This window comes from Mycolicibacterium sp. CBM1, from assembly GCF_054073305.1.
Map to the genome: position 1 here is coordinate 96,698 of NZ_JBSXPP010000007.1, position 19,775 is coordinate 116,472.

Annotated in this window: 19 protein-coding genes; 9 read left to right on the forward strand and 10 right to left on the reverse strand. The window is 69.1% G+C overall.

What is annotated here, in order from left to right; translation table 11 throughout:
* Positions 1–41 precede the first annotated feature (41 nt).
* Positions 42–1,043 carry an AraC family transcriptional regulator gene (locus tag ACXDF8_RS11990; RefSeq protein ID WP_457223478.1) on the forward strand — a complete coding sequence of 334 codons (1,002 nt, stop codon included), beginning with the start codon at positions 42–44 and terminating at the stop codon, positions 1,041–1,043.
* On the opposite strand, the gene ACXDF8_RS11995 is transcribed toward ACXDF8_RS11990, so the two are convergent.
* Genes ACXDF8_RS11995 through ACXDF8_RS12005 form a run of 3 tightly spaced genes read right to left on the reverse strand, consistent with a single transcriptional unit; the run spans position 1,029 to position 5,054 of the window.
* A complete protein-coding gene (locus ACXDF8_RS11995) occupies positions 1,029–1,886 on the reverse strand; it encodes a pseudouridine synthase (protein WP_457223479.1) in 858 nt (285 codons plus the stop codon). The two genes, ACXDF8_RS11990 and ACXDF8_RS11995, sit on opposite strands and share 15 nt — an antisense overlap.
* Positions 1,883–3,628 (reverse strand): glycerol-3-phosphate dehydrogenase/oxidase, encoded by a 1,746-nt coding sequence (locus ACXDF8_RS12000; protein ID WP_457223480.1) that lies wholly within the window; start codon positions 3,626–3,628, stop codon positions 1,883–1,885. The genes ACXDF8_RS11995 and ACXDF8_RS12000 overlap by 4 nt, the downstream gene beginning before the upstream one ends.
* A gap of 10 nt (positions 3,629–3,638) precedes the next feature.
* Positions 3,639–5,054: an NAD(P)H-quinone dehydrogenase gene (locus tag ACXDF8_RS12005; protein WP_457223481.1), complete on the reverse strand. Its 1,416-nt coding sequence runs from the start codon at positions 5,052–5,054 to the stop codon at positions 3,639–3,641.
* Positions 5,055–5,154: 100 nt separating this feature from the next.
* On the opposite strand from ACXDF8_RS12005, the gene ACXDF8_RS12010 reads away from it, so the two are divergent.
* On the forward strand, positions 5,155–5,634 hold the full coding sequence (locus tag ACXDF8_RS12010; protein ID WP_457223482.1) for a gamma-glutamylcyclotransferase family protein: 480 nt from the start codon (positions 5,155–5,157) through the stop codon (positions 5,632–5,634).
* 1 nt (position 5,635) lies between these two features.
* Here the strand turns inward: ACXDF8_RS12010 and galE are convergent, their stop codons facing one another.
* The 3 genes from galE to ACXDF8_RS12025 are packed head-to-tail and all read right to left on the reverse strand — an operon-like array spanning position 5,636 to position 8,945.
* Positions 5,636–6,592, reverse strand: coding sequence for a UDP-glucose 4-epimerase GalE (gene galE / locus ACXDF8_RS12015; RefSeq protein ID WP_457223483.1), 957 nt, complete (start codon positions 6,590–6,592; stop codon positions 5,636–5,638).
* A complete protein-coding gene (locus tag ACXDF8_RS12020) occupies positions 6,592–7,761 on the reverse strand; it encodes a M20 family metallopeptidase (RefSeq protein WP_457223484.1) in 1,170 nt (389 codons plus the stop codon). Before ACXDF8_RS12020 ends, galE begins: the two co-directional genes overlap by 1 nt.
* Positions 7,758–8,945, reverse strand: coding sequence for a M20 family metallopeptidase (locus ACXDF8_RS12025; protein ID WP_457223485.1), 1,188 nt, complete (start codon positions 8,943–8,945; stop codon positions 7,758–7,760). Before ACXDF8_RS12025 ends, ACXDF8_RS12020 begins: the two co-directional genes overlap by 4 nt.
* A gap of 37 nt (positions 8,946–8,982) precedes the next feature.
* On the opposite strand from ACXDF8_RS12025, the gene ACXDF8_RS12030 reads away from it, so the two are divergent.
* Entirely contained in the window at positions 8,983–9,768 is a 786-nt protein-coding gene (locus ACXDF8_RS12030) for a purine-nucleoside phosphorylase (protein WP_457223486.1), read from the forward strand.
* Here the strand turns inward: ACXDF8_RS12030 and ACXDF8_RS12035 are convergent.
* Positions 9,687–10,802 carry an AbrB family protein gene (locus ACXDF8_RS12035; RefSeq protein ID WP_457223487.1) on the reverse strand — a complete coding sequence of 372 codons (1,116 nt, stop codon included), beginning with the start codon at positions 10,800–10,802 and terminating at the stop codon, positions 9,687–9,689. The two genes, ACXDF8_RS12030 and ACXDF8_RS12035, sit on opposite strands and share 82 nt — an antisense overlap.
* 86 nt (positions 10,803–10,888) lie before the next feature.
* Here ACXDF8_RS12035 and ACXDF8_RS12040 point away from each other — a divergent pair, with 86 nt between their 5' ends.
* Together ACXDF8_RS12040 and ACXDF8_RS12045 are read left to right on the forward strand one after the other, a co-directional pair.
* Entirely contained in the window at positions 10,889–11,341 is a 453-nt protein-coding gene (locus ACXDF8_RS12040) for a MarR family winged helix-turn-helix transcriptional regulator (protein WP_457223488.1), read from the forward strand.
* Complete coding sequence (locus ACXDF8_RS12045) at positions 11,338–12,930, forward strand: phospho-sugar mutase (RefSeq protein ID WP_457223489.1); 1,593 nt, start codon at positions 11,338–11,340, stop codon at positions 12,928–12,930. The genes ACXDF8_RS12040 and ACXDF8_RS12045 overlap by 4 nt, the downstream gene beginning before the upstream one ends.
* Here the strand turns inward: ACXDF8_RS12045 and upp are convergent, their stop codons facing one another.
* Complete coding sequence (gene upp, locus ACXDF8_RS12050) at positions 12,931–13,554, reverse strand: uracil phosphoribosyltransferase (protein ID WP_457223490.1); 624 nt, start codon at positions 13,552–13,554, stop codon at positions 12,931–12,933.
* Positions 13,555–13,576: 22 nt separating this feature from the next.
* Positions 13,577–14,152 carry a YdcF family protein gene (locus ACXDF8_RS12055; protein ID WP_457223491.1) on the reverse strand — a complete coding sequence of 192 codons (576 nt, stop codon included), beginning with the start codon at positions 14,150–14,152 and terminating at the stop codon, positions 13,577–13,579.
* 44 nt (positions 14,153–14,196) lie between these two features.
* On the opposite strand from ACXDF8_RS12055, the gene satS reads away from it, so the two are divergent.
* A complete protein-coding gene (gene satS, locus ACXDF8_RS12060; RefSeq protein ID WP_457223492.1) occupies positions 14,197–15,450 on the forward strand; it encodes a protein export chaperone SatS in 1,254 nt (417 codons plus the stop codon).
* Positions 15,451–15,453: 3 nt separating this feature from the next.
* Here satS and ACXDF8_RS12065 read toward each other — a convergent pair whose 3' ends face one another.
* Positions 15,454–16,944, reverse strand: coding sequence for a PE-PPE domain-containing protein (locus tag ACXDF8_RS12065; RefSeq protein ID WP_457223493.1), 1,491 nt, complete (start codon positions 16,942–16,944; stop codon positions 15,454–15,456).
* A gap of 260 nt (positions 16,945–17,204) precedes the next feature.
* Between ACXDF8_RS12065 and ACXDF8_RS12070 the strand changes: the two genes are divergently transcribed.
* From ACXDF8_RS12070 to ACXDF8_RS12080, 3 genes are all read left to right on the forward strand, one after another.
* Positions 17,205–17,804, forward strand: a complete 600-nt coding sequence (locus ACXDF8_RS12070) for a class I SAM-dependent methyltransferase (RefSeq protein ID WP_457223494.1) — start codon at positions 17,205–17,207, stop codon at positions 17,802–17,804.
* A gap of 118 nt (positions 17,805–17,922) precedes the next feature.
* A complete protein-coding gene (locus ACXDF8_RS12075) occupies positions 17,923–18,768 on the forward strand; it encodes a phytanoyl-CoA dioxygenase family protein (RefSeq protein WP_457223495.1) in 846 nt (281 codons plus the stop codon).
* Complete coding sequence (locus ACXDF8_RS12080) at positions 18,765–19,775, forward strand: Gfo/Idh/MocA family oxidoreductase (RefSeq protein WP_457223496.1); 1,011 nt, start codon at positions 18,765–18,767, stop codon at positions 19,773–19,775. Before ACXDF8_RS12075 ends, ACXDF8_RS12080 begins: the two co-directional genes overlap by 4 nt.

Here is a 19,775-nt window from a genome sequence, read left to right on the forward strand (position 1 = left end):
CGGCCTTGACATTCGGCGACCAAAACTTGACATTTGAGGACATGTCGATCGTGCGGGGGACCTCACTGTCGAACTATCCGCAACTGGTCGCCCGCCTCGGCGGCGATCCCGTGGCCCTACTGGCCGCGGCCGGCATCGACCCGGCCTGCGTCGGACGCCAGGACGTGTTCGTCCCACTGCCCCGAGTAGCCGTCGCCATCGAGTCGGCCGCCACCGCAACCGATACCCCGGACTTCGGTCGCCGGCTGGCGCAGCTGCAGGGCATCGAGATCCTCGGTCCGGTCGGGGTGGCCGCCCGCACGGCCGCAACGGTCGCCGACGCATTGGCCATCTTCGAGAACTTCCTGTCCGCCTACAGCCCGGCGATCACCCTGCGCACCACGATGTTGACCGATCCCGAGTGCACCTTCGTCGAGTACCTGATGGTCGGCCGGGACATGTCGCCGCATCCGCAGGGCGACGAACTGTCACTCGGAGTGATCCTGCGTGTGCTGCGTTTCCTGCTCGGCGCGGACTACGCCCCACTGTCGGTGCACCTGCCGCACCCGCCGCTGACCGACGTCGACGATTACCGCGACTACTTCGGCTGCCGGCCGGTATTCGACGAGCGCGCAATCGGTTTCACGATCCGTACCGCGGACCTGTCCCGGCCGCTGCGGCGCGACAAGCTCGCGCACGACGCCGTCGTCCGGTATCTGAACACCATCACCACCGCCGAGCCCCGTGCCATCGCATCGGTCGGGACGTTGGTGCGCCAGCTGCTGCCCAGCGGCACCGTCACCCTCGAACTGGTGGCCGAGCAGCTGCACCTGCATCCCAAGGCGCTGCAACGCCGGCTGTCCGCCGACGGCACCACGTTCGCCACGATCGTCGACGAGGCCCGCCGCGAGCTGACCGCGCGGTATCTGCGCGACACTCGAATCACGTTGGCACACTTGGCCCGCGAGCTCGGCTACGCCGAGCAGAGCGTGCTCACCCGATCGTGTCGGCGGTGGTTCGGATGCGGACCGGCTGCCTACCGCAAACAGTTACAGCTGCGCTGAACTGACGAAGGACCGCGGCTCGCCGGTGAGCGGGTCGTCGAATTCCAGCCGTTGGGCCAGCAGCTGCAACGGTGCGGAGAAGTCATCGGCCGCTACGTCGAGGACCACCGGGTAGAGCGGGTCGTTGTCGATGGGCAGCCCGAGCGAGGCCATGTGCACCCGGAGTTGGTGGGTGCGGCCGGTGCGAGGGCTCAGCCGGTAGCGCCCGCCCCCGAGTGCCTCGACCAGCGTTTCGGCATTCGGTTCACCGGGCTCTTCAAAGGCTTGTAAAGCCCTGCGCTGCTTGATGATCCGGCTGCGCACCACTGTCGGTAACTCGATGCGCGGCGACGCCGAGGACCGCGCCAGATAGGTCTTGCTTACCAGACCACGGGCGAACAGCGTCTGGTATGCGCCGCGCACCTCGCGGCGCACGGTGAACAACAACACCCCCGCCGTCAGCCGGTCCAGCCGGTGGGCCGGACTCAGCTCCGGCAGGTCGAGCGAACGGCGTAACTGCACCAGCGCGGTCTGCGCGACGTGACCACCGCGCGGCATCGTGGCCAGGAAATGTGGCTTGTCGACGACGACCAGGTTCTCGTCTTGATACAGGATCGGGATGGGAAACGGCACGACGACCTCGTCGGGCAGCTCCCGGTACAGGTACACATGCGATCCCGGCGCCATCACCGTCGCGGCGGTGACGACCACACCGTCGGCGTCGACGACCTCACCGGCGAACACCTTCTCCGCGGCCGCCTCCCCGAACCGGTCGGCCAGTTCGACGAGCACCGCTCCCCCGCGCAGCCGCACCCGCGCCGGACCGACGCCGTCACGATCCGGGAGCGGGGCCGGACGTCTCACGTCAGGGGTACCGGCTCGAGGATCTCGACGCGGGCTTCGGGCGCCGACGCCCGCAGCGCGTCGGCGGAGGCGTCGTCGGGCTGGGTCTGGGACAGCACTTCGGCCTCCACCCGGGCCAGGTAGGTGGCCACCTCCCGGGCGCAGTCGGCCTCGCTCCAACCGAGGATCGGCGCGACGATGTCGGCGACCTGGGCGGCACAGTCCACGCCGCGGTGCGGGTATTCGATGGAGATCCGCATGCGGCGGGCCAGGATGTCCTCCAGGTGCAGCGCACCCTCGGCAGTCGCGGCGTAGGCAGCCTCGACCTTGAGGTAGACCGGGGCGTCGGTGATCGGTTCGAGCAGGTCGGGGCGGCCGACCGCAAGCTCCAGCACTTCGTCGATCAGCGAGCCGTACCGGTCGAGCAGGTGCCGCACCCGGTAGGGGTGCAGGCCGTAGCGGGCTCCGACGCTCTGAGTCTGGTTCACCAGCGCGAAGTATCCATCGGCACCCATCAGGGGCACCTTCTCGGTGATCGACGGCGCGACCCGGGCCGGGACAAATTCCGCGGCGGCATCGACGGCGTCGGCGGCCATCACCCGGTAGGTGGTGTACTTACCGCCCGCGATGGCGACCAGCCCGGGCGACGGCACCGCGACCGCGTGTTCGCGGGACAGCTTGGAGGTCTCTTCACTCTCCCCGGCCAGCAACGGGCGCAACCCGGCATAGACCCCGTCGATGTCGTCGTGCGTGAGAGGGGTGGCCAGCACCGTGTTGACGTGGTCGAGGATGTAGTCGATGTCGACCTTGGTGGCCGCCGGATGCGCCAGATCCAGGTTCCAGTCGGTGTCGGTGGTCCCGATGATCCAGTGCGTGCCCCACGGGATGACGAACAGCACCGACTTCTCGGTGCGCAGGATGATCGCCACCTCGGAGACGATGCGGTCGCGCGGCACCACGATGTGCACACCCTTGGAGGCGCGCACCCGAAACCGGCCCCGCTCCTTGCTCAGCGCCTGGACCTCGTCGGTCCACACCCCGGTCGCGTTGATCACGACGTGGCCGCGCACCTCAGTGACGGCGCCGTCCTCCGAGTCGCGGATGGCCGCACCCACCACCCGGTCACCCTCTCGCAGCAGCGACACCACCTGCGTGGAGGTGCGGACCACCGCGCCGTAGTGGGCGGCCGTGCGAGCGACAGTCATGGTGTGGCGGGCGTCATCGACGACGGTGTCGTAATAGCGGATGCCGCCGATCAGCGAGCTTCGTTTGAGTCCGGGCGCCAGCCGCAGCGCACCGGATTTGGTCAGATGTTTTTGCGCGGGAACGGATTTCGCACCACCGAGCTGGTCGTAGAGGAAGATGCCGGCGGCGATGTAGGGCCGCTCCCAGACCCGCTTGGTCAACGGGAACAGGAACGGCAGCGGCTTGACCAGATGCGGCGCCAGCGTGGTCAGCGACAGCTCCCGCTCGTGCAGGGCCTCACGGACCAGGCCGAACTCCAGCTGTTCGAGGTAGCGCAGGCCACCGTGGAACATCTTCGAGCTGCGGCTCGAGGTTCCCGACGCGAAGTCGCGCGCCTCCACCAACGCCACCTTGAGCCCGCGGGTGGCCGCATCCAGGGCCGCACCGGCGCCGACCACGCCGCCACCGACGACAATGACGTCGAACTGTTCGCCACTCAGCCGCTCCCAGGCCTGCGCCCGCTGCGTGGGCCCGAGGAAGGTCTGGCCGGTGCCCGGTCGTTGGATCGGGTCGCTCATGTCCTCCAGGCTAGTCGAGATCGTCGTGTGCCATCAGGCGGCGAGCGGCCTCGACGATCGATCCGGACAGCGAGGGGTAGACCGACAGCGTCTGGGCCAGATCGGTCACCGAGATCCGGTTCTGCACCGCCAGGGCGATCGGCAGGATCAGCTCGGAGGCGATCGGCGCGACCACCACACCGCCGATGACCACTCCGGTCGCGGGCCGGCAGAAGATCTTGACGAAGCCGCGGCGCAGCAGCGACATCTTGGCCCGCGCGTTGGTGGTCAGTGGCAGCATCAGGGTGCGGGCCGGCACCGAGCCGCTGTCGATGGCGGTCTGCGGAACGCCGACCGCGGCGATCTCCGGCCGGGTGAACGTCGCCGACGCGACCGTGCGGAGCCGGATCGGGGCCACCCCTTCCCCCAGTGCGTGGTACATCGCGATGCGGCCTTGCATGGCCGCGACCGAGGCCAGCGGCAGTAGCCCGGTGCAGTCCCCGGCGGCGTAGATCCCGGCAGCGGAGGTCCGCGACACCCGGTCGACCGGGATGTAGTTACCGGGACCCAGGTCGATGCCGACCCGCTCCAGACCCAGGCCACCGGTGTTGGGAACCGAGCCGACGGTCATCAGGGCATGGCTGCCCTCGACGGTGCGACCGTCGGCCATGGTCACCCGGACTCCCTCGGCGGTACGGACCACGGAGTCGGCTCTGGCGTTCTTGACCAGCGTCACGCCGCGTTCGGCGAACACCTCCTCGAGCACCGCGGCGGCGTCGCTGTCCTCGTGCGGCAGGATCTGGTCGCGGCTGGCCACTACGGTCACGTCGACACCGAGCTCGGTGTAGGCGTTGCAGAACTCCGCACCGGTCACGCCGGACCCGACGATCACCAAGTGTTCGGGCAGCTCGGCGAGGTCGTAGAGCTGGCGCCAGGTCAGGATCCGCTCGCCGTCGGGCACCGCGCTGGGCAGCACCCGCGGGCTGGCGCCGGTGGCGATGAGCACCACGTCGGCCTTCAGGACCCCGATCTGGCCGCTGCGTGCGGTGACCTTGACGCGGTGGTGCGCCATGCCGGGCACGTCGTCGATCAGTTCGCCGTGGCCCTCGATGACGTTGACCTTCTCACGCAGCAGCTGCGTGCCGATGTCGGCGGACTGCGAGCGGGCCAGCGTCTTGACCCGGTTGTTGATCTGGGGCAGCGAGATCTTGGCGTCGTCGATGCCGATCTCGAACCCGAGCCCGGCGGCGCGGCGAAGTTCGGTGCGCACCCCGGTGGAGGCGATGAACGTCTTGGACGGTACGCAGTCGTAGAGCACACAGGCGCCACCGATGCCGTCGCTGTCCACCACCGTGACCTCGGCCACATCCTTGCCGCGACCTGCGGCGACCAGCGCGGCCTCGTAGCCAGCCGGCCCCCCACCGATGATCACGATCCGCGTCGTCACGCGGCCCAATCTAGTGGACGGTGCCGGTGTGCTCCTCCCCACCGAAGTAATCACCCCAGTCGCTGCGCTGCCGACACAGGGACGCTCTAGGCTTGCCCCCGTGCCGCTCTACGCCGCCTACGGGTCCAACATGCATCCCGAGCAGATGCTGGAACGTGCACCACATTCCCCGATGGCCGGCACCGGATGGCTGCACGGCTGGCGGCTGACGTTCGCCGGCGAGGACATCGGCTGGGAGGGCGCGCTGGCGACCCTGGTCGAAGACCCGGATTCCAGGGTGTTCGTGGTGCTCTACGACATGACGCCGGCCGACGAACAGAACCTGGACCGCTGGGAGGGTTCGGAACTGGGCTTCCACAAGAAGATCCGGTGCCGCATCGAGTGCGAATCCACTGACACCACAACCGATCCCGTGCTGGCCTGGCTCTACGTGCTGGACGCGTGGGAGGGCGGGCTGCCCTCGGCGCGCTACCTCGGGGTGATGGCCGACGCCGCCGAGATCGCCGGTGCGCCGGCGGAGTATGTCCACGACCTGCGCACCCGTCCCGCCCGCAATATCGGGCCGGGCCACGGGAGCTGACTCAGCGCGACTGGGTGAATTCCCAAGCAGCGGCCACGATCTCGTCGATGCTGGTGTGCCGGGGCCGCCAGCCCAGTTCGGTGAATGCCTTCTCGCTGGAGGCGATCAGCACGGCTGGGTCGCCGGCGCGGCGCTCGACGTCGCGCACCGCGATGGGCCTGCCGGTGACCCGCTGGCAGCAGGCGATCACCTCCCGCACCGAGAAGCCGGTGCCGTTGCCCAGGTTGTAGATGCGGTGCTCGCCGGGCTTGGCGATCTGCAATGCCAGCAGGTGGGCGTCGGCGAGGTCGCGGACGTGGATGTAGTCGCGGATGCAGGTGCCGTCGGGCGTGGGCCAGTCGGTGCCGAAGACCAGGATCTGCTCGCGCTGGCCGGTTGCGACCTGCAGTACCAGCGGGATCAGGTGCGTCTCGGTGGCGTGACGCTCGCCGAGGCCGGCGTAGGCACCGGCGACGTTGAAGTAGCGCAGGCTCGTGGCGGCCAGCCCGTGGGCGGCGGCATACGAGGTGATGGCGTGGTCGATGGCGAGCTTGGTGGCGCCGTAGGCGTTGGTGGGACGCTTCGGCGCGTCCTCGGTGATCGGTACCGACTCGGGTTCGCCGTAGGTCGCCGCGGTCGAGGAGAACACCAGCCGCGGCGTGCCGGCGGCCCGCATCGCCTCCAGCAGCTGCAAGGTCTTGACGACGTTGCCGTGCCAATACAGCTCGGGCGCTACGACCGACTCGCCGACCAGCGACTTCGCCGCGAAATGCAGCACTCCGTCGAAGGAGCCGTCACCGAGCAGCCGCGGCGCAGCCTCGACGATGTCGTCCTGGACGAACTGCGCACCGGCCGGCACCGCGTCGGCGTTGCCCGTCGACAGATCATCGACGACCACCACCTCGTGACCGGACTCCAGCAGCACCTGGGCGCACACACTGCCCACGTACCCGGCTCCGCCGGTGACCAGAAGCTTCATCAGAACCCCGCAGATTGTTCGATGATGTTGACCAGCACCCGCACCCCCACCGCCAGCGCCCGCTCGTCGAGGTCGAACGTCGGCTGGTGCAGGTCGAGTTGTGGCCCCTGCCCGCCCCATACTCCCAGGCGGGCCATCGCGCCGGGCACCTCTTCCAGATACCAGGAGAAATCCTCGCCGCCGCCGGACTGGCGGGTGTCGGCCAGTGCGTCGGGCGCGACGGCCTCGATGGCGTGGGTCATGATCTGCGTCGAACGCTCCTCGTTGACCACCGGTGGCACACCCCGGTGATAGTTCACCGTGTGCTCGATGCCGAGCGGGGCCAACAGACCCGAAATGATCTCGCGCACAAGATTTTCCATGGATACCCAGGTTTCGCGGCTGGCGGTGCGGACGGTTCCAGCGAGCATTCCGGTCTGTGGGATGGCGTTCGCCGCCACACCGGCATTGGCCGCGCCCCACACCATCACGGTGTTGTGCCGGGGGTCGACCCGCCGGGACAGCACCCCGGGCAGGCCGGTGATCAGCGTGCCCATGCCGTACACGAGGTCGGAGGTGAGGTGCGGACGCGAGGTGTGACCACCGGGCGAATGCAGGACGATCTCCAGGGAGTCCGCGGCCGAGGTGATCGGCCCCGGGATGACCGCCACCCGGCCCACCGCCAGCCGCGGGTCGCAGTGCAGCGCGAAGATCCGCGACACGCCGTTCAGCGCGCCCGCGTTGATGGCGTCGATCGCGCCGCCGGGCATCAACTCTTCGGCGGCCTGGAACAGCAGCCGCACACCGACGGGCAGTTCGGGCACCGACGCCAGCGCGCTCGCCGCACCGATCAGCATCGCGGTGTGGGCGTCGTGGCCGCAGGCGTGGGCGACGTTCGGCATCGTCGAGCTGTACGGCGCGCCGGTGCGCTCGGCCATCGGCAACGCATCCATGTCGGCGCGCAACGCGATCCGCGGCGCATACTCGGGCCCGAAGTCACACGTCAGACCCGTGCCACCCGGCAGAACCTTCGGGTTGAGCCCGGCCTCCACCAGCCGGTCGGCGACGAACTGGGTGGTGGCGAACTCCTGCCGGCCCAGCTCCGGATAACGGTGAATGTGGCGACGCCACTCGACCAGATCGTCGAAGTGGGCGGCCAGCCAGGATTCGCACGTGTCGGCAAGGCTCACGCTCGCACCCCCCGCCGGTCCCGCAGCTCCAGCACCCGGTCGCGCTCGCTCGCCGTCTCGGCCAGCCGGACGACCGTGCGCGCCAACATCGTTGCCCCCTCGGTAACGGCACGATCGCCGCTCGGACCGGCCGCGGCGGTGGCGAACCCGGGCTGGTGGATCACCGCGCCGCCGGCGTCGACGCCGACCACCGGGTGGATGCCCGGCAACAGCTGGGTGACGTTGCCCATGTCGGTGCTGCCCAGCGGCATGGCCGCCTCCATCTCGGCAGGCACCGGACTGCGTCCCATCCGCACCATCTCGTCGCGGAACACATTGGCAAGCCACGGGTCTGGAGCCAGTTCGGCGTAGGGCGGGGCGGCCTCGGCGAGGTCGTACTCGCACCCGGTCGCTATCGCGCCGGCGGCGAAACACCCGCGCATCTTGGCCTCCAGCGCGCTCAACGAGTCGCTGTCGGTGGCCCGCATCGTGTACTGCAGCCGGGCCCGGCCCGGAATGATGTTGGTGGCCGAGCCACCCTCGGTGACGATGCCGTGGGCGAGCTGTCCGGGAGCCATCTGCTGGCGCAGCAGGCCGATCGCCACCTGCGCGACGGTAACGGCGTCGGCGGCGTTGATGCCCAGGTACGGCGCGACGGCCGCGTGCGACTCGCGACCGGTGTAGGTGACGGTCACCTCGGTCAGAGCCAATGAGCGGGCGGCGGCGATGTCGATTGGACCGGGGTGCAGCATCACTGCGGCCGCGACGTCGTCGAAAACCCCCGCGTCGATCAGCAGTGCCTTGCCACCGCCGGACTCCTCGGCGGGAGTACCGATCAGTGCCACGGTGAGTCCCAGCTCGTCGGCCACCTCGGCCAGCGCCAGCGCGGTGCCGACGGCGGCGGCCGCAATGATGTTGTGGCCACACGCGTGGCCGATGCCGGGCAGCGCGTCGTATTCGGCGCAGATCCCGATGACCAGCGGTCCGGAGCCGTAGTCGGCCCGAAAAGCCGTGGCCAGCCCGCCCGGCGCGGCGCTCATCGCGAAGCCCCGCTCGGCGACCAGCGCCTGTGCCTTGGCGCAGCTGCGGTGTTCGTCGAATGCGAGTTCCGGCTCGGCATGGATGGCGTGGGACAGCTCGATGAGGTCACCGCCGCGTGCCGCAATCACATCCTCGACGCGGGTCGACGCAGTGGCTGTTGGCATCAACGCAGTATCGCATTCGGGACTAGGCTCGCTGGCTGTGAGTCCAGACGCCGAACACGCCGCCGCCGTGATCGCCGAGCGCACCGGCGTCGCACGCCACGACGTGGCGATCGTCCTGGGATCGGGGTGGACCCCGGCTGCTGACGCCCTCGGCGTGCCGGTCGCCGAGATCCCGATGTCGGAGATTCCCGGCTTCACACCGCCGTCGGCGCTCGGGCACCGTGGCCGCATCCTCTCGGTGCCGCTGGGATCGCACAACGTACTGGTGCTGCTGGGCCGCACCCACGCCTACGAGGGCCACGACCTGCGTGATGTCGTCCACCCGGTGCGCACCGCGCGGGCCGCGGGCGCCGGGGTCGTGGTGCTGACCAATGCCGCGGGCGGCCTACGCCCGGAGTACCGAGTCGGGCAGGCGGTGCTGATCAGCGACCACCTCAACCTGACGGCCCGCTCCCCGCTGGTGGGTGCGCAGTTCGTCGACCTCGTCGACGCCTATTCGCCGCGACTGCGGGCGCTGGCCCGCGCCGTCGACCCGAGCCTGGTCGAGGGCGTCTACGCCGGCCTGCCCGGCCCGCACTACGAGACTCCGGCGGAGATCCGGATGCTGCGCACGCTCGGAGCCGATCTGGTCGGGATGTCAACGGTGCACGAGACCATCGCTGCCCGCGCAGTGGGCGCCGAGGTATTGGGGATCTCGCTGGTGACGAACCTGGCTGCCGGGATGACAGGCGAGCCGCTCAGTCACGACGAGGTGCTGGCGGCGGGCCGCGCATCGGCGACCGCGATGGGCTCGCTCCTGGCGTCGGTGCTGGCCCGTCTGTAGGCCACCCGGACGAAGCCGCGGGCCAGCAGTGGCGCAGCGAACAGCATGAGCAGGATGCGCAACACCTGCGCGGCGATCACGAACGTCACGTTCGAGCCGGTCTCGACCGCGGTGGCGAGCACCGCGTAGATGCCGCCGGGGCTGGTGGCCAGATAGCCGTCGAGCAGGCTGACACCGGTGATCTTCGACAGTGCGGCGCCGAGGCCGGCCGTGGCGAGGTTGAGTAGCACGATCAGCCCGAGCGCGGCGGGCAGCAGGCGTTCGATGGCGCGCAACGATTCGCGGGTGAAGGCCACCCCGGCCTGCCAGCCGATCACCATGTAGGACGCCGACACCAGCACCGCTGGCACGGTGAGCCCCAGCGACCAGCCGCCCAGTTCCAGCACGATGGTCAGCGCCATCGGGCCGAGGAGACCCGCGCCGGGTAGTCGCGCGAGGCGGCCCGCGATCGAGCCGGCGAGTACCAGTGCGGCGATCGGCGCCAGGCTCAGATACCAAGGCGCTGAACCGGTTTGAAGGGAAGACGAAGTAGCTGCCGAGGTCCGGTCGGCGTGGTAGACGAGGGTGACGACGACGGGCATGGCCGCGGTGATCACCGCGACGCGCAGGTACTGGACCACAGCGACGACGCGGTCGTCACCACCGAGTTCCCGCGCGATGGCGACCAGACCCGACGCCCCGCCGGCGACCAGCGCCAGCGCTCCGGTGAGCGCGCTGATGTCGCGATGCAGCCCCAGCAGCGCCCCGGCGACGATGCTCAGTAGCAGGGTCGCCACGCCGACGCCGAGCACGATAGGCCAGTGCGGCCCGAGCGCAGACAGTGCGCCCGAATGGACCATGGTGCCGATGTAGACGCCCAGAACGCCCTGGGCGGCCAGCCCAGCCCGACGCGGGACGCCGGCGGGCGCCAGCCGGGTGACGGCGAGGACGACGCCAACCAGCAGCGCGGCGAACAACGCCGCGCTCGGCACGCCCAACAGGTCCAGCGGCACGGTCACTCCGATCGTCACCAGTACCAGCAGAACCCAACGCACAAAACAAGTATGACCTTGTCTTTACTGGGATGTCACCTGCGTTTCACGGGATAAATCTCACTAATTGACAAGGTATAACTTGGAATATGAGCCCAGAGAGCGCTGCGGCGGCCACCGAGCTGCGGGAGGCCATGATGGCGCTGGCCCGCCAGCTTCGCCGGCACCGTCCGGACAACGGGTTGACGTTGAGCCAGCTCGAAGTGCTCGGCGAGGTCAGCCGGGCCGGCGTCACCACGCCCGCCGAGATCGCCGGCCGCCTGCAGGTGCGGGTGCAGTCGCTGACCGACAGCATCAACGAGCTGCACAACCGGGCCCTGCTCTCCCGGCGCCCCGATGACGCCGATCGCCGCCGGCAGCTGATCGAACTGACTCCGGCCGGCATGGACCTGCTGCTGCGCGACCGGGCCCAGCGGGACGACTGGTTGCACGAGACGATGCACGACCACCTTAGCGAGCTGGAATACAACCTGCTGATGTTGACCGCCCCGATCCTGCGCAAGCTCGCCGACGCCGACCACCCGGCACAATCGGTCGCGTGAGACCCGAGGACTGGATCGCCCACGATCCCGATCCCGTCACTGCCGCCGAACTGGCCGCGCTGGACGGCGACGAACTGGCCGCGCGGTTCGCCCACCCGTTGGCATTCGGCACCGCCGGACTGCGCGGTCCGGTGCGCGGCGGGCCGGACGCGATGAACCTGGCGGTGGTGGCACGGGCCACCTGGGCGCTGGCCCAGGTGTTGAGCCGTCGCGGACTGGACGGGTCGTCCGTCGTGGTGGGCCGCGACGCTCGGCACGGGTCGGTGCAGTTCGCCGCGGCGGCCGCCGAAGTGCTTGCCGCCGCGGGATTCGCGGTGACCACCTGGGCCCACCCGGTGCCCACTCCGGTCGTCGCGTTCGCGGTCCGGCACACCGGCGCCGCCGCGGGCGTTCAGATCACCGCCTCGCACAATCCGGCGGCCGACAACGGATACAAGGTCTACCTCGACGGCGGGCTGCAGATCATCTCGCCCACCGATCGCGAGATCGAGGCGGCGATGGCCGCCGCGCCGCCCGCCGACCAGATCCCCCGCCGGCCGGTCGACCCGGCCGGCGACGCGCTGATCGACGCCTACGTCGAGCGGGCGGCAGCGGTGCGGCGCACCCGGCACGGCCGGCTGCGGGTGGCGCTGACCGCCATGCACGGAGTCGGCGGCGAACTGGCGGTGCGCACCCTGCGAGCCGCCGGATTCGACGACATTCACACTGTGCCAAGTCAATTCGGACCAGACCCGGATTTCCCGACGGTGACCTTTCCCAACCCCGAGGAACCCGGCGCGACCGACGCGTTGCTGGAGCTGGCGGCCCGGGTGGGCGCCGACGTCGCGATCGCGCTGGACCCCGACGCCGACCGCTGCGCGGTGGGTATCCCCACCGGCACCGGATGGCGGATGCTCTCCGGTGACGAAACAGGTTGGCTATTGGGCGATTACATCCTGGCGACGACACCGCCCGAGCTGCTCTCCACCAGCGTGGTGGCCAGCAGCCTGGTGTCCTCCCAGCTGCTGGCCTCGATCGCCGCCGACCACGGCGCCCGGCACGTCCAGACCCTCACCGGGTTCAAGTGGCTGGCCCGCGCCGACACCGATCTGCCGGGATGCACCCTCGTGTACGCCTACGAGGAGGCGATCGGCCACTGCGTGAACCCCGGCGCCGTCCGCGACAAGGACGGCATCAGCGCCGCAGTCCTCAGCTGCGACCTACTGGCCGGCACACTCGCACAAGGCGATTCGGTCACCGCGGCGCTGGACCGGCTGGCGCTGCGGCATGGCGTGTACACCACCGCGGCGCTGTCGCGGCGGGTCGCCAGCCCCGCCGAGGCCGCGGCGATGATGACCAGGTTGCGCACCGCACCTCCGGCGAGCGTGGCCGGCGTACCCGTCAGGGCATCGGAGACGGCTGACGCGGTGATCCTGGCCGGTGGAGACGCCGCCACCTCGGTGCGCGTCGTGGTGCGACCCTCAGGCACCGAACCCAAGGTCAAGTGCTACACCGAGGTGCGTCGTGCCGTCACCGCCGAGCTGGCCGAAGCCCGTCGCGAAGCCGCCGCGCTCCAGGCTCAGCTGCTCGACGTGGCCCGAACCTGGTAGTCAGCGGGGCCCGAACTGCCGGTCCCCGGCGTCACCGAGGCCGGGCACGATGTAGGCGATCTCGTTCAGACCGTCGTCGATCGCGGCGGTGAACAGCCTGGCCTCCGGGGCGACTTTCTCCAGCGCGGCAACGCCTTCCGGAGCACACACCACGCAGACCACGGTGATGTCCACCGCGCCCCGGTTGTGCAGCAGTCCGATCGTGTGCGCCATCGAGCCGCCGGTCGCGAGCATCGGGTCGAGCACCATCACCGGTTGGGTGCTCAGGTCGTCGGGCAGTGACTCCAGGTACGGCGTCGGAGTGTGGGTGGTCTCGTCGCGGGCGACACCGACGAAGCCGACCTGCGCTTCCGGGATCAGCGCGTGCGCCTGATCGACCATACCCAGGCCGGCCCGCAGCACCGGCACCAGAAGTGGTGGCCGTGCCAGCCGCGAGCCGAGGCTGTCGGCCATCGGCGTGCGCACGGTGATCTCTTCACGGACCGCGTCCCGAGTGGCTTCGTAGACCAGCATGTGGGTCAGGTCGCGCAGGGCCGCCCGGAACCCGGCGTTGTCGGTGCGCTCGTCACGCAGGGTGGTCAGCCGTGCCGCGGCCAGCGGGTGGTCGATCACGCACACATCCATGCGCAGTGACTGTAGTGAGTGCTCAGGGGGTGTCGCAGCCCAGCACGAACGCTTTCACCAACGCGGTGTACTGGTAGGCGTACTCGGTGGCCCAGCGCCACAGCGAGTAGTCGTAGGTGCGCGGCACCGGGCGCATCGTCACCGAGCCGTGGAAGCACTGTCCGAAGATGTAGCGGGCCCGCACGGTGTGGTAGTTCCACGACACCACGATCACGTGGGTCCAGTTGCGTTGCTTGGCGATCCGGGCGACGTACATCGCCTCGCCGCGGGTGGTGAAGGGGTTCGGCGTGAAGCAGATTACGGTGACCGCCGCGGTGCCGGCGGCGCAGGCCCGCCGGAAATCGGCCCGGTCCGCTTCCGCTCTATCGTCGTAGGAATTGGACAACACCACCGTGTTGGCGTAGCCCTGTTGCGCCAGGCTCAGGCCGTACTGGAACCGGCCGTCGTTGTCGCCACCCAGGACGATGACGGCGTCGGCCGGCACCAGCGGATCGGCGTGCGGCCGGGTGAACAGGAAGTACCCGCTGACACCCAACGCCGCCAGGATGACGGCGCCGACGAGCGCGGCGATCCCCAACGCGCGACCGGCCCTCCCCACGGGGGGCAGGTTACCGGCCAGGGGCCGTCGTTAGGCTGTGCGGCATGGCTGCTGAGCTCGTTCCGGTCCGCATCGGCGTGACTGCTGGTGACCTTTACACACTGTGGGCGCCCCGCTGGCGCGACGGCGCTGACGAGTGGGAGGCGTTCCTCGGCAAGGACGAGGATCTGTACGCCTTCGAATCGGTGTCCGATCTGGTCGCCTTCGTGCGGACCAACACCGACAACGACCTGAGCGACCACCCCGCGTGGGACGACGTGACCAAGGTCAACGCCCACAAGCTGCAGCCGGCCGAGGCACGCCAGGTCGATCTGATCGCCGTCGAGGAGCTGCTGGCCGAGAAGCCCACCGAGGAGTCGGTGACGGCAGTGGCCAACACGCTGGCCATCGTCTCGTCCATCGGGTCGGTGTGCGAACTCCCCGCGGTGACACGGTTCTTCAACGGCAACCCCAACCTGGGCCTGGTGTCGGGTGGGTTCGAGCAGTTCAGCGGTAAGGCTGGACTCAAGCGCTGGAACATGGTCGGCGACATCGTGGCCCGCGGCTGGGACAGCGTGCTGTCGGCGGTCGACGAGGTGATCACCGTCCCCGAGGTCGACGAGCGGGTGGCCAAGCTGGCCGCCGCCGAGCTCGAGGAGCCGTTCGAGGACGACGGCGACGAGGTGATCGCCGCCGACGACGACTCAGACGACTCAGACGAGGAGGTGGCCGAAGATGTCGCAGCCGGGCCCGCCCCGGTGCTCGGCAGCGACGAGGATTTCTGGATCGAGGTCGGCATCGATCCGGTGCGGATCATGACCGCCTCGGGGACGCTGTACACGCTGCGCTGCTACTTCGACGACCGACCGATCTTCCTCGGTCGTAACGGCCGGATCAGCGTGTTCGGCTCCGAGCGGGCGCTGGCACGTTATCTGGCCGACGAACACGACCACGACCTGTCGGACCTGAGCACCTACGACGACATCCGCACCGCAGCCACCGACGGCTCGCTGCGTGTAGAGGTCACCGACGACAACGTCTACGTGTTGACCGGTCTGGTCGACGACATCGCCGACGGCCCCGACGCCATCGACCACGACCAGCTGGAACTCGCTGTGGAGCTGGTCCGCGATGTGGGCGACTACTCCGAAGAGGACACCGCCGACCGTCTGCTGGCCGACGACGGTGCGCTGGGCAAGCTGGTCAACCACGTGCTGGAGCCCGCGGAGAACTCCCGGCCCGCCGGACCGTACACGGCGGCGGCCAAGGAGTGGGAAGAGCTCGAGCGCTTCGTCGAGTCGCGCCTGCGCCGCGAATAGCGGCTAGCCGGCGGAGCTGGCGCTGGTCTTGGTGCGCTTCGACGAGCCAAGGCCGCTGCGGGTGGACTTCGTCGAACTCGAGCTTGTCGAAGCAGAGCTGGCCGAACTCGAGTCGCTGGACGTCGAGCTGCCCGAACTGGCCGCGGACTTCGCAGCCGTGGTCGTGCTCGTCGTGGTGTGGGGTTTGACATGGCCCACCGCGCTGGTCGTGGTGGTGGTAGCCGTTTCCGTCGACGATGAGGAGTCCGACGACGTTGAGTCTGAGGACGACGTTGAGTCTGAGGACGACGTTGACGAACTCGTCGACGTCGTAGCGGCGGTGGTCGTGGTGTCGGTCGTCTCCGAGGTCGTGTACTCGACGGCGGGACCCCCGACCCCGTACGGGCCGGGACGGGTCGTACCGAACGGGCGGACACCGGTGAGGTCCTCGATGCCGTTGTCCAGCCCGGTCGGGATCGCGACGAGGAAGTCGCGGGCCAGTTTGACCGGGTTCTCGAAGTAGAAGATGTTCCACGAAGTCGGCACACCCGGGCTGGTGCTGCGGTCGTAGGCGGATTCGATGATGACGCGCAGCGCGGGATCGAGCGCATCGGCGAGCGCGTAACCCAGTGTCCCGAAGTTCTCCAGCGGCATCAGCAGCGGCAGGATCGGGGTGGAGATCAGGTAGTAGTGCGTGTCGCCGTACTGGCCTTGGTCGACGACGCCCGAGCTGGTCAGCGTGGTGTCGTCGTACACCCCGCCGAGGTGCAGGTAGGTGATGCCCATCAGGGCATTGATGTCGGCCAGCAGGTTGAGCGGGTTCTCCGGGAAGTCCGACCAGCCGTCGTACTGCGCCGCGATGTCGACGGTGGAGTACTGGGTGTCGGTCGGGGTCGGCCCGCTGAACGTCGCCCCGCCGAAGGTCAGGAACCACGGAATCGTGACACCGGTGGGTCCACGGGAGAGGAAGCCGCCGTTGGGGCGGTTGCCGTTGGCGGTCAGCACGAAGCTAACGTCCGGGCCCTCTCCGTAGGCGTACTCCGCGGCCAGCGCCCGCTTCTCGAGGGTCGCGATCGTCGAGCTCTGGGAGAACCCGTACACCACGAACTGGTCACCGACCGCCGGCGCGATCGAGCCCACGTCGGTGTTGTAGTTGCAGGACGTGCCCTTGATGCAGTTGTCGAGGTTCAGTACCCCGAGGGCCACCGACTGGTCGAAGGTCAGCGTGCCGGTGTCCGGGGCAAACTCCTCCGGCGTGACGACGGCGACCGCGTTGTACGGCCCGGACGGGATGCCGGTCCCGAGGGTGGACGCCGGATCGACATAGTTACCGACCGCACCAGCCAGGTAGTCCTCGACGAACTCGGTGGTGTCCTCTTGCGGCGACAGGGAATGACCCGTGCCGCCCATCACCAGAACGGTGACGCCGGTGAGGGCGAGTTTGATGGCCGCCGTCGTCGTCGACACCAGCGCCAAGGACAGGAACACCGCCAGTGCAGCGACCGAAACCGCCATGCTCCGAGCTGTCAGGCGCATGTGGATAACTCCCTGTCCCCGCCGGTCAAGGCCCCGACGGAACGACGCAATGATGGCCCCCGCCCGATTCTCAGGACTCTATCAGCAAAGCCGAAAAGAGCCGATCCTGCCGAAGTGTTCACAGCCGAGACATAACTTCGGCAGCAGCAAACGCCCGCCGGCCGCACGACAGCCGGGTGCTAACCTTCTTCGCGACAATGGCAAACGCCGTCGGCGAACATGGTTGGGGTGAGAATTCAGTGAGCCGGGTCCATATCCCGAAGTTGGGGATAATCGCCGCACTGCGTCAGAAGACCGACTACAAGCGTTGGGCCGACACCCGCAATCTGTACTCGGAGTGGGAGCCGCGCACCCGCCGTGCCGCCGAGTTGATCCCCGCGAACAGCCGGGTCATCGAGTTCGGTGCGGGCACCCGCGCCCTGGAACGCCACCTCGACCCTTCCTGCACCTACACTCCGTCGGATCTGGTCGATCGCGGTCCCGGGACCATCGTCTGCGACCTCAACGAGCGGCCGCTGCCCAATCTGGGCAGCGACACCTACGACGTCGCCGTTTTCATGGGCGTCCTGGAGTACCTGCGCGACGTGCCCTCGGTGCTCGACTGGCTGTCGACGATCGCGCCGCGCGTCGTGATGTCCTACGGCTGCCCGGACAGCAACGACCAATTCGTACGCACCAAGCTCGGGGCCGTCGACCGGATCAGCCGCGGCTGGTTGAACAGCTACCTCGAAGAGGACATTCGCACCCTGTTCCGGGACCGCGGATACGCGAGCGTGCACGAGGAGAACTGGGCGAACGTCGACGGCTACCAGCACCGGATGTTCGTCTTCACCAAGTAGTCCATCCCGGGCCGCCGCAAACTCGCCCGGAGACGTCCGGCGCGAAGGTGACCAACGTCCCTCGCTGCCATCGCGACTAGCCTGTAACGTGAGATCGCGGATTTGGGAGGTAGGACTGGTGACGTCGACACTGAGTTTGACCGAGGTGCTGGCAAACGAGGGCATCGCCGATCTGACCGGCATGTGGCCGGTCGAGGTGGTCGAAGACTGGAATCGGCGGCTCGATCCGGTGTTCGCCGGAACCGACGGCGAGCGCCGGTCGTACGCCAGTGCCGACACCCTCGCGGCAACCGGAATCTACGCCGAGGTGTTCAGCGAACCGGTTCGCCGGCTGATCGCGGGCATCCACCCTTCGGCGCTGCTGTACCACTGCCATTGCTACGAGATCGCCGCCAACCAGGGCCGGCCGCACATCCACCGCGACAAGCCGCTGGGCTGGCATCGCGACACCGAGACCATTCGGTCCTACACCCCCGATTTCCCGTCGTTCATCAGCATCTTCATCCTGCTGTCGCCGGTCGGTGCCGGTGATGGCGCGTTCGAGTTCTACCCGCACCGGCCCAACAACGGGATGCGGGCTGGCGGCGACGCAGTGCAGCTGATCGGTCCGGTCGGCACGGCCGCGATGTGGAACCGCTCGTACTTCCACCGCGCCTCGCCCAACCGCGGCGCGCTGCGCCGCCGCGTGCTGAAGGTGTCGTTCCAGCCGGCTGGTCTGCCGAACGACCGCATCGGGCTACCGGAGTTCCAGGACGCCCGGGCCCATCTGACGGATCCGGCCCTGCTGGCCCTCATCGACCAGCGGCGGGTCGGTACGACGACGCCGCTGTCCGACCGCGGTGAGATCCCTTCCGGCACACCGTTGGCGCCGACGACGCGCAACGAGCTGTCCAAGGCGCAGGCCGCCTACATCCGCGCGCAGACCGTCGGCTTCCGGGCGCTGGCCGCCGCGGGCGTTGTGTGACCCAGCCCAATAACCGGCTGCGGGCGCTGGTCGTCGGGTCCGGATACCGCGTCCGCAACGCGTTCCTTCCTGCGCTGAGCCTGTTGAGTTCACGCGTCGAGGTCGTCGGAATCCATTCCCGCACATACGCCAATGCCCGCCGCGCGGGTGAACGCTGGGGCGTCGAGGCGATCGAGGATCCGCGGTCGCTGCGCCCCGGTGACATCGACCTGGCGCTGGTGTCGGTGACCGTCACCAACAACGTGGCGGTGCTGCGTTCGCTAGCCCACCTCGCGCCCGGTGCGGCCCTGGTGATCGACACCCCCGGTGTCGGGCGCCTCGACGATCTCGCCCGGCTCGCGCAGTTCCGGCGGTGGGCGCAGATCCGAGTCGGCGAAGACTTCATGAACATGCCGCAGTACCGGCTGGTCGGTGACGCCGTGCGCTCCGGCGCACTCGGCGACGTCAGCCGAATCTCTATGTCGGAGATGGGGTATCGCTACCACGCGCTGGCACTGGTGCGATCGTGGCTGGATCTGCTGGCGCCCACGTCTGCCCGCAGCCGGCGCGTTCCGGGCGGCGTCGACATCGAGTACCGCTTCCGCGGCGGCAAGATCGGCGTGGTTCGCGAACCGTACCGCCAGGGCCAAGGATCGTTCACCGTCACCGGCAGCAAGGCTGTCCTGACCGGCCACCCCATGGGCCACGACGCGCCGGATTCCTTGGGCGCCAAGCTTGTTCGAATCAACGACGACAACGGCCTGGCCGGATTCGCCATCGACGGCCTGGACACCCCGATGGCGGTCGACCTCCCCCATCGCGCCGCGCTGGGGGCCATGGGCCTCGAAGACGACTCCGAGTTCAACCTGCTGCGCATCGACGGGCTGAGCAAGGTCATCGCATCACTGTGGGACACCGGCGGGCAGGACCCGGTAAACAGCCGCTACCGCCTCGAGGATGCCGTCGCTGACAACCTGGTCAGCTGGGCGGCGCGCGCGGTGCCTTGGTTCCCCGCGCCGCGGCTCTGA

Excerpts from the sequence above, each read along its gene's own strand:
- ACXDF8_RS12025 (WP_457223485.1), bottom strand. The coding sequence starts at position 8,945 with ATGCCAACAGCCACTGCGTCGACCCGCGTCGAGGATGTGATTGCGGCA.
- upp (WP_457223490.1), bottom strand. The coding sequence starts at position 13,554 with ATGGATGTGTGCGTGATCGACCACCCGCTGGCCGCGGCACGGCTGACC.
- galE (WP_457223483.1), bottom strand. The coding sequence starts at position 6,592 with ATGAAGCTTCTGGTCACCGGCGGAGCCGGGTACGTGGGCAGTGTGTGC.
- ACXDF8_RS12065 (WP_457223493.1), bottom strand. The coding sequence starts at position 16,944 with ATGGCGGTTTCGGTCGCTGCACTGGCGGTGTTCCTGTCCTTGGCGCTG.
- ACXDF8_RS12040 (WP_457223488.1), top strand. The coding sequence starts at position 10,889 with ATGAGCCCAGAGAGCGCTGCGGCGGCCACCGAGCTGCGGGAGGCCATG.
- ACXDF8_RS12000 (WP_457223480.1), bottom strand. The coding sequence starts at position 3,628 with ATGAGCGACCCGATCCAACGACCGGGCACCGGCCAGACCTTCCTCGGG.
- ACXDF8_RS11990 (WP_457223478.1), top strand. The coding sequence starts at position 42 with ATGTCGATCGTGCGGGGGACCTCACTGTCGAACTATCCGCAACTGGTC.
- satS (WP_457223492.1), top strand. The coding sequence starts at position 14,197 with ATGGCTGCTGAGCTCGTTCCGGTCCGCATCGGCGTGACTGCTGGTGAC.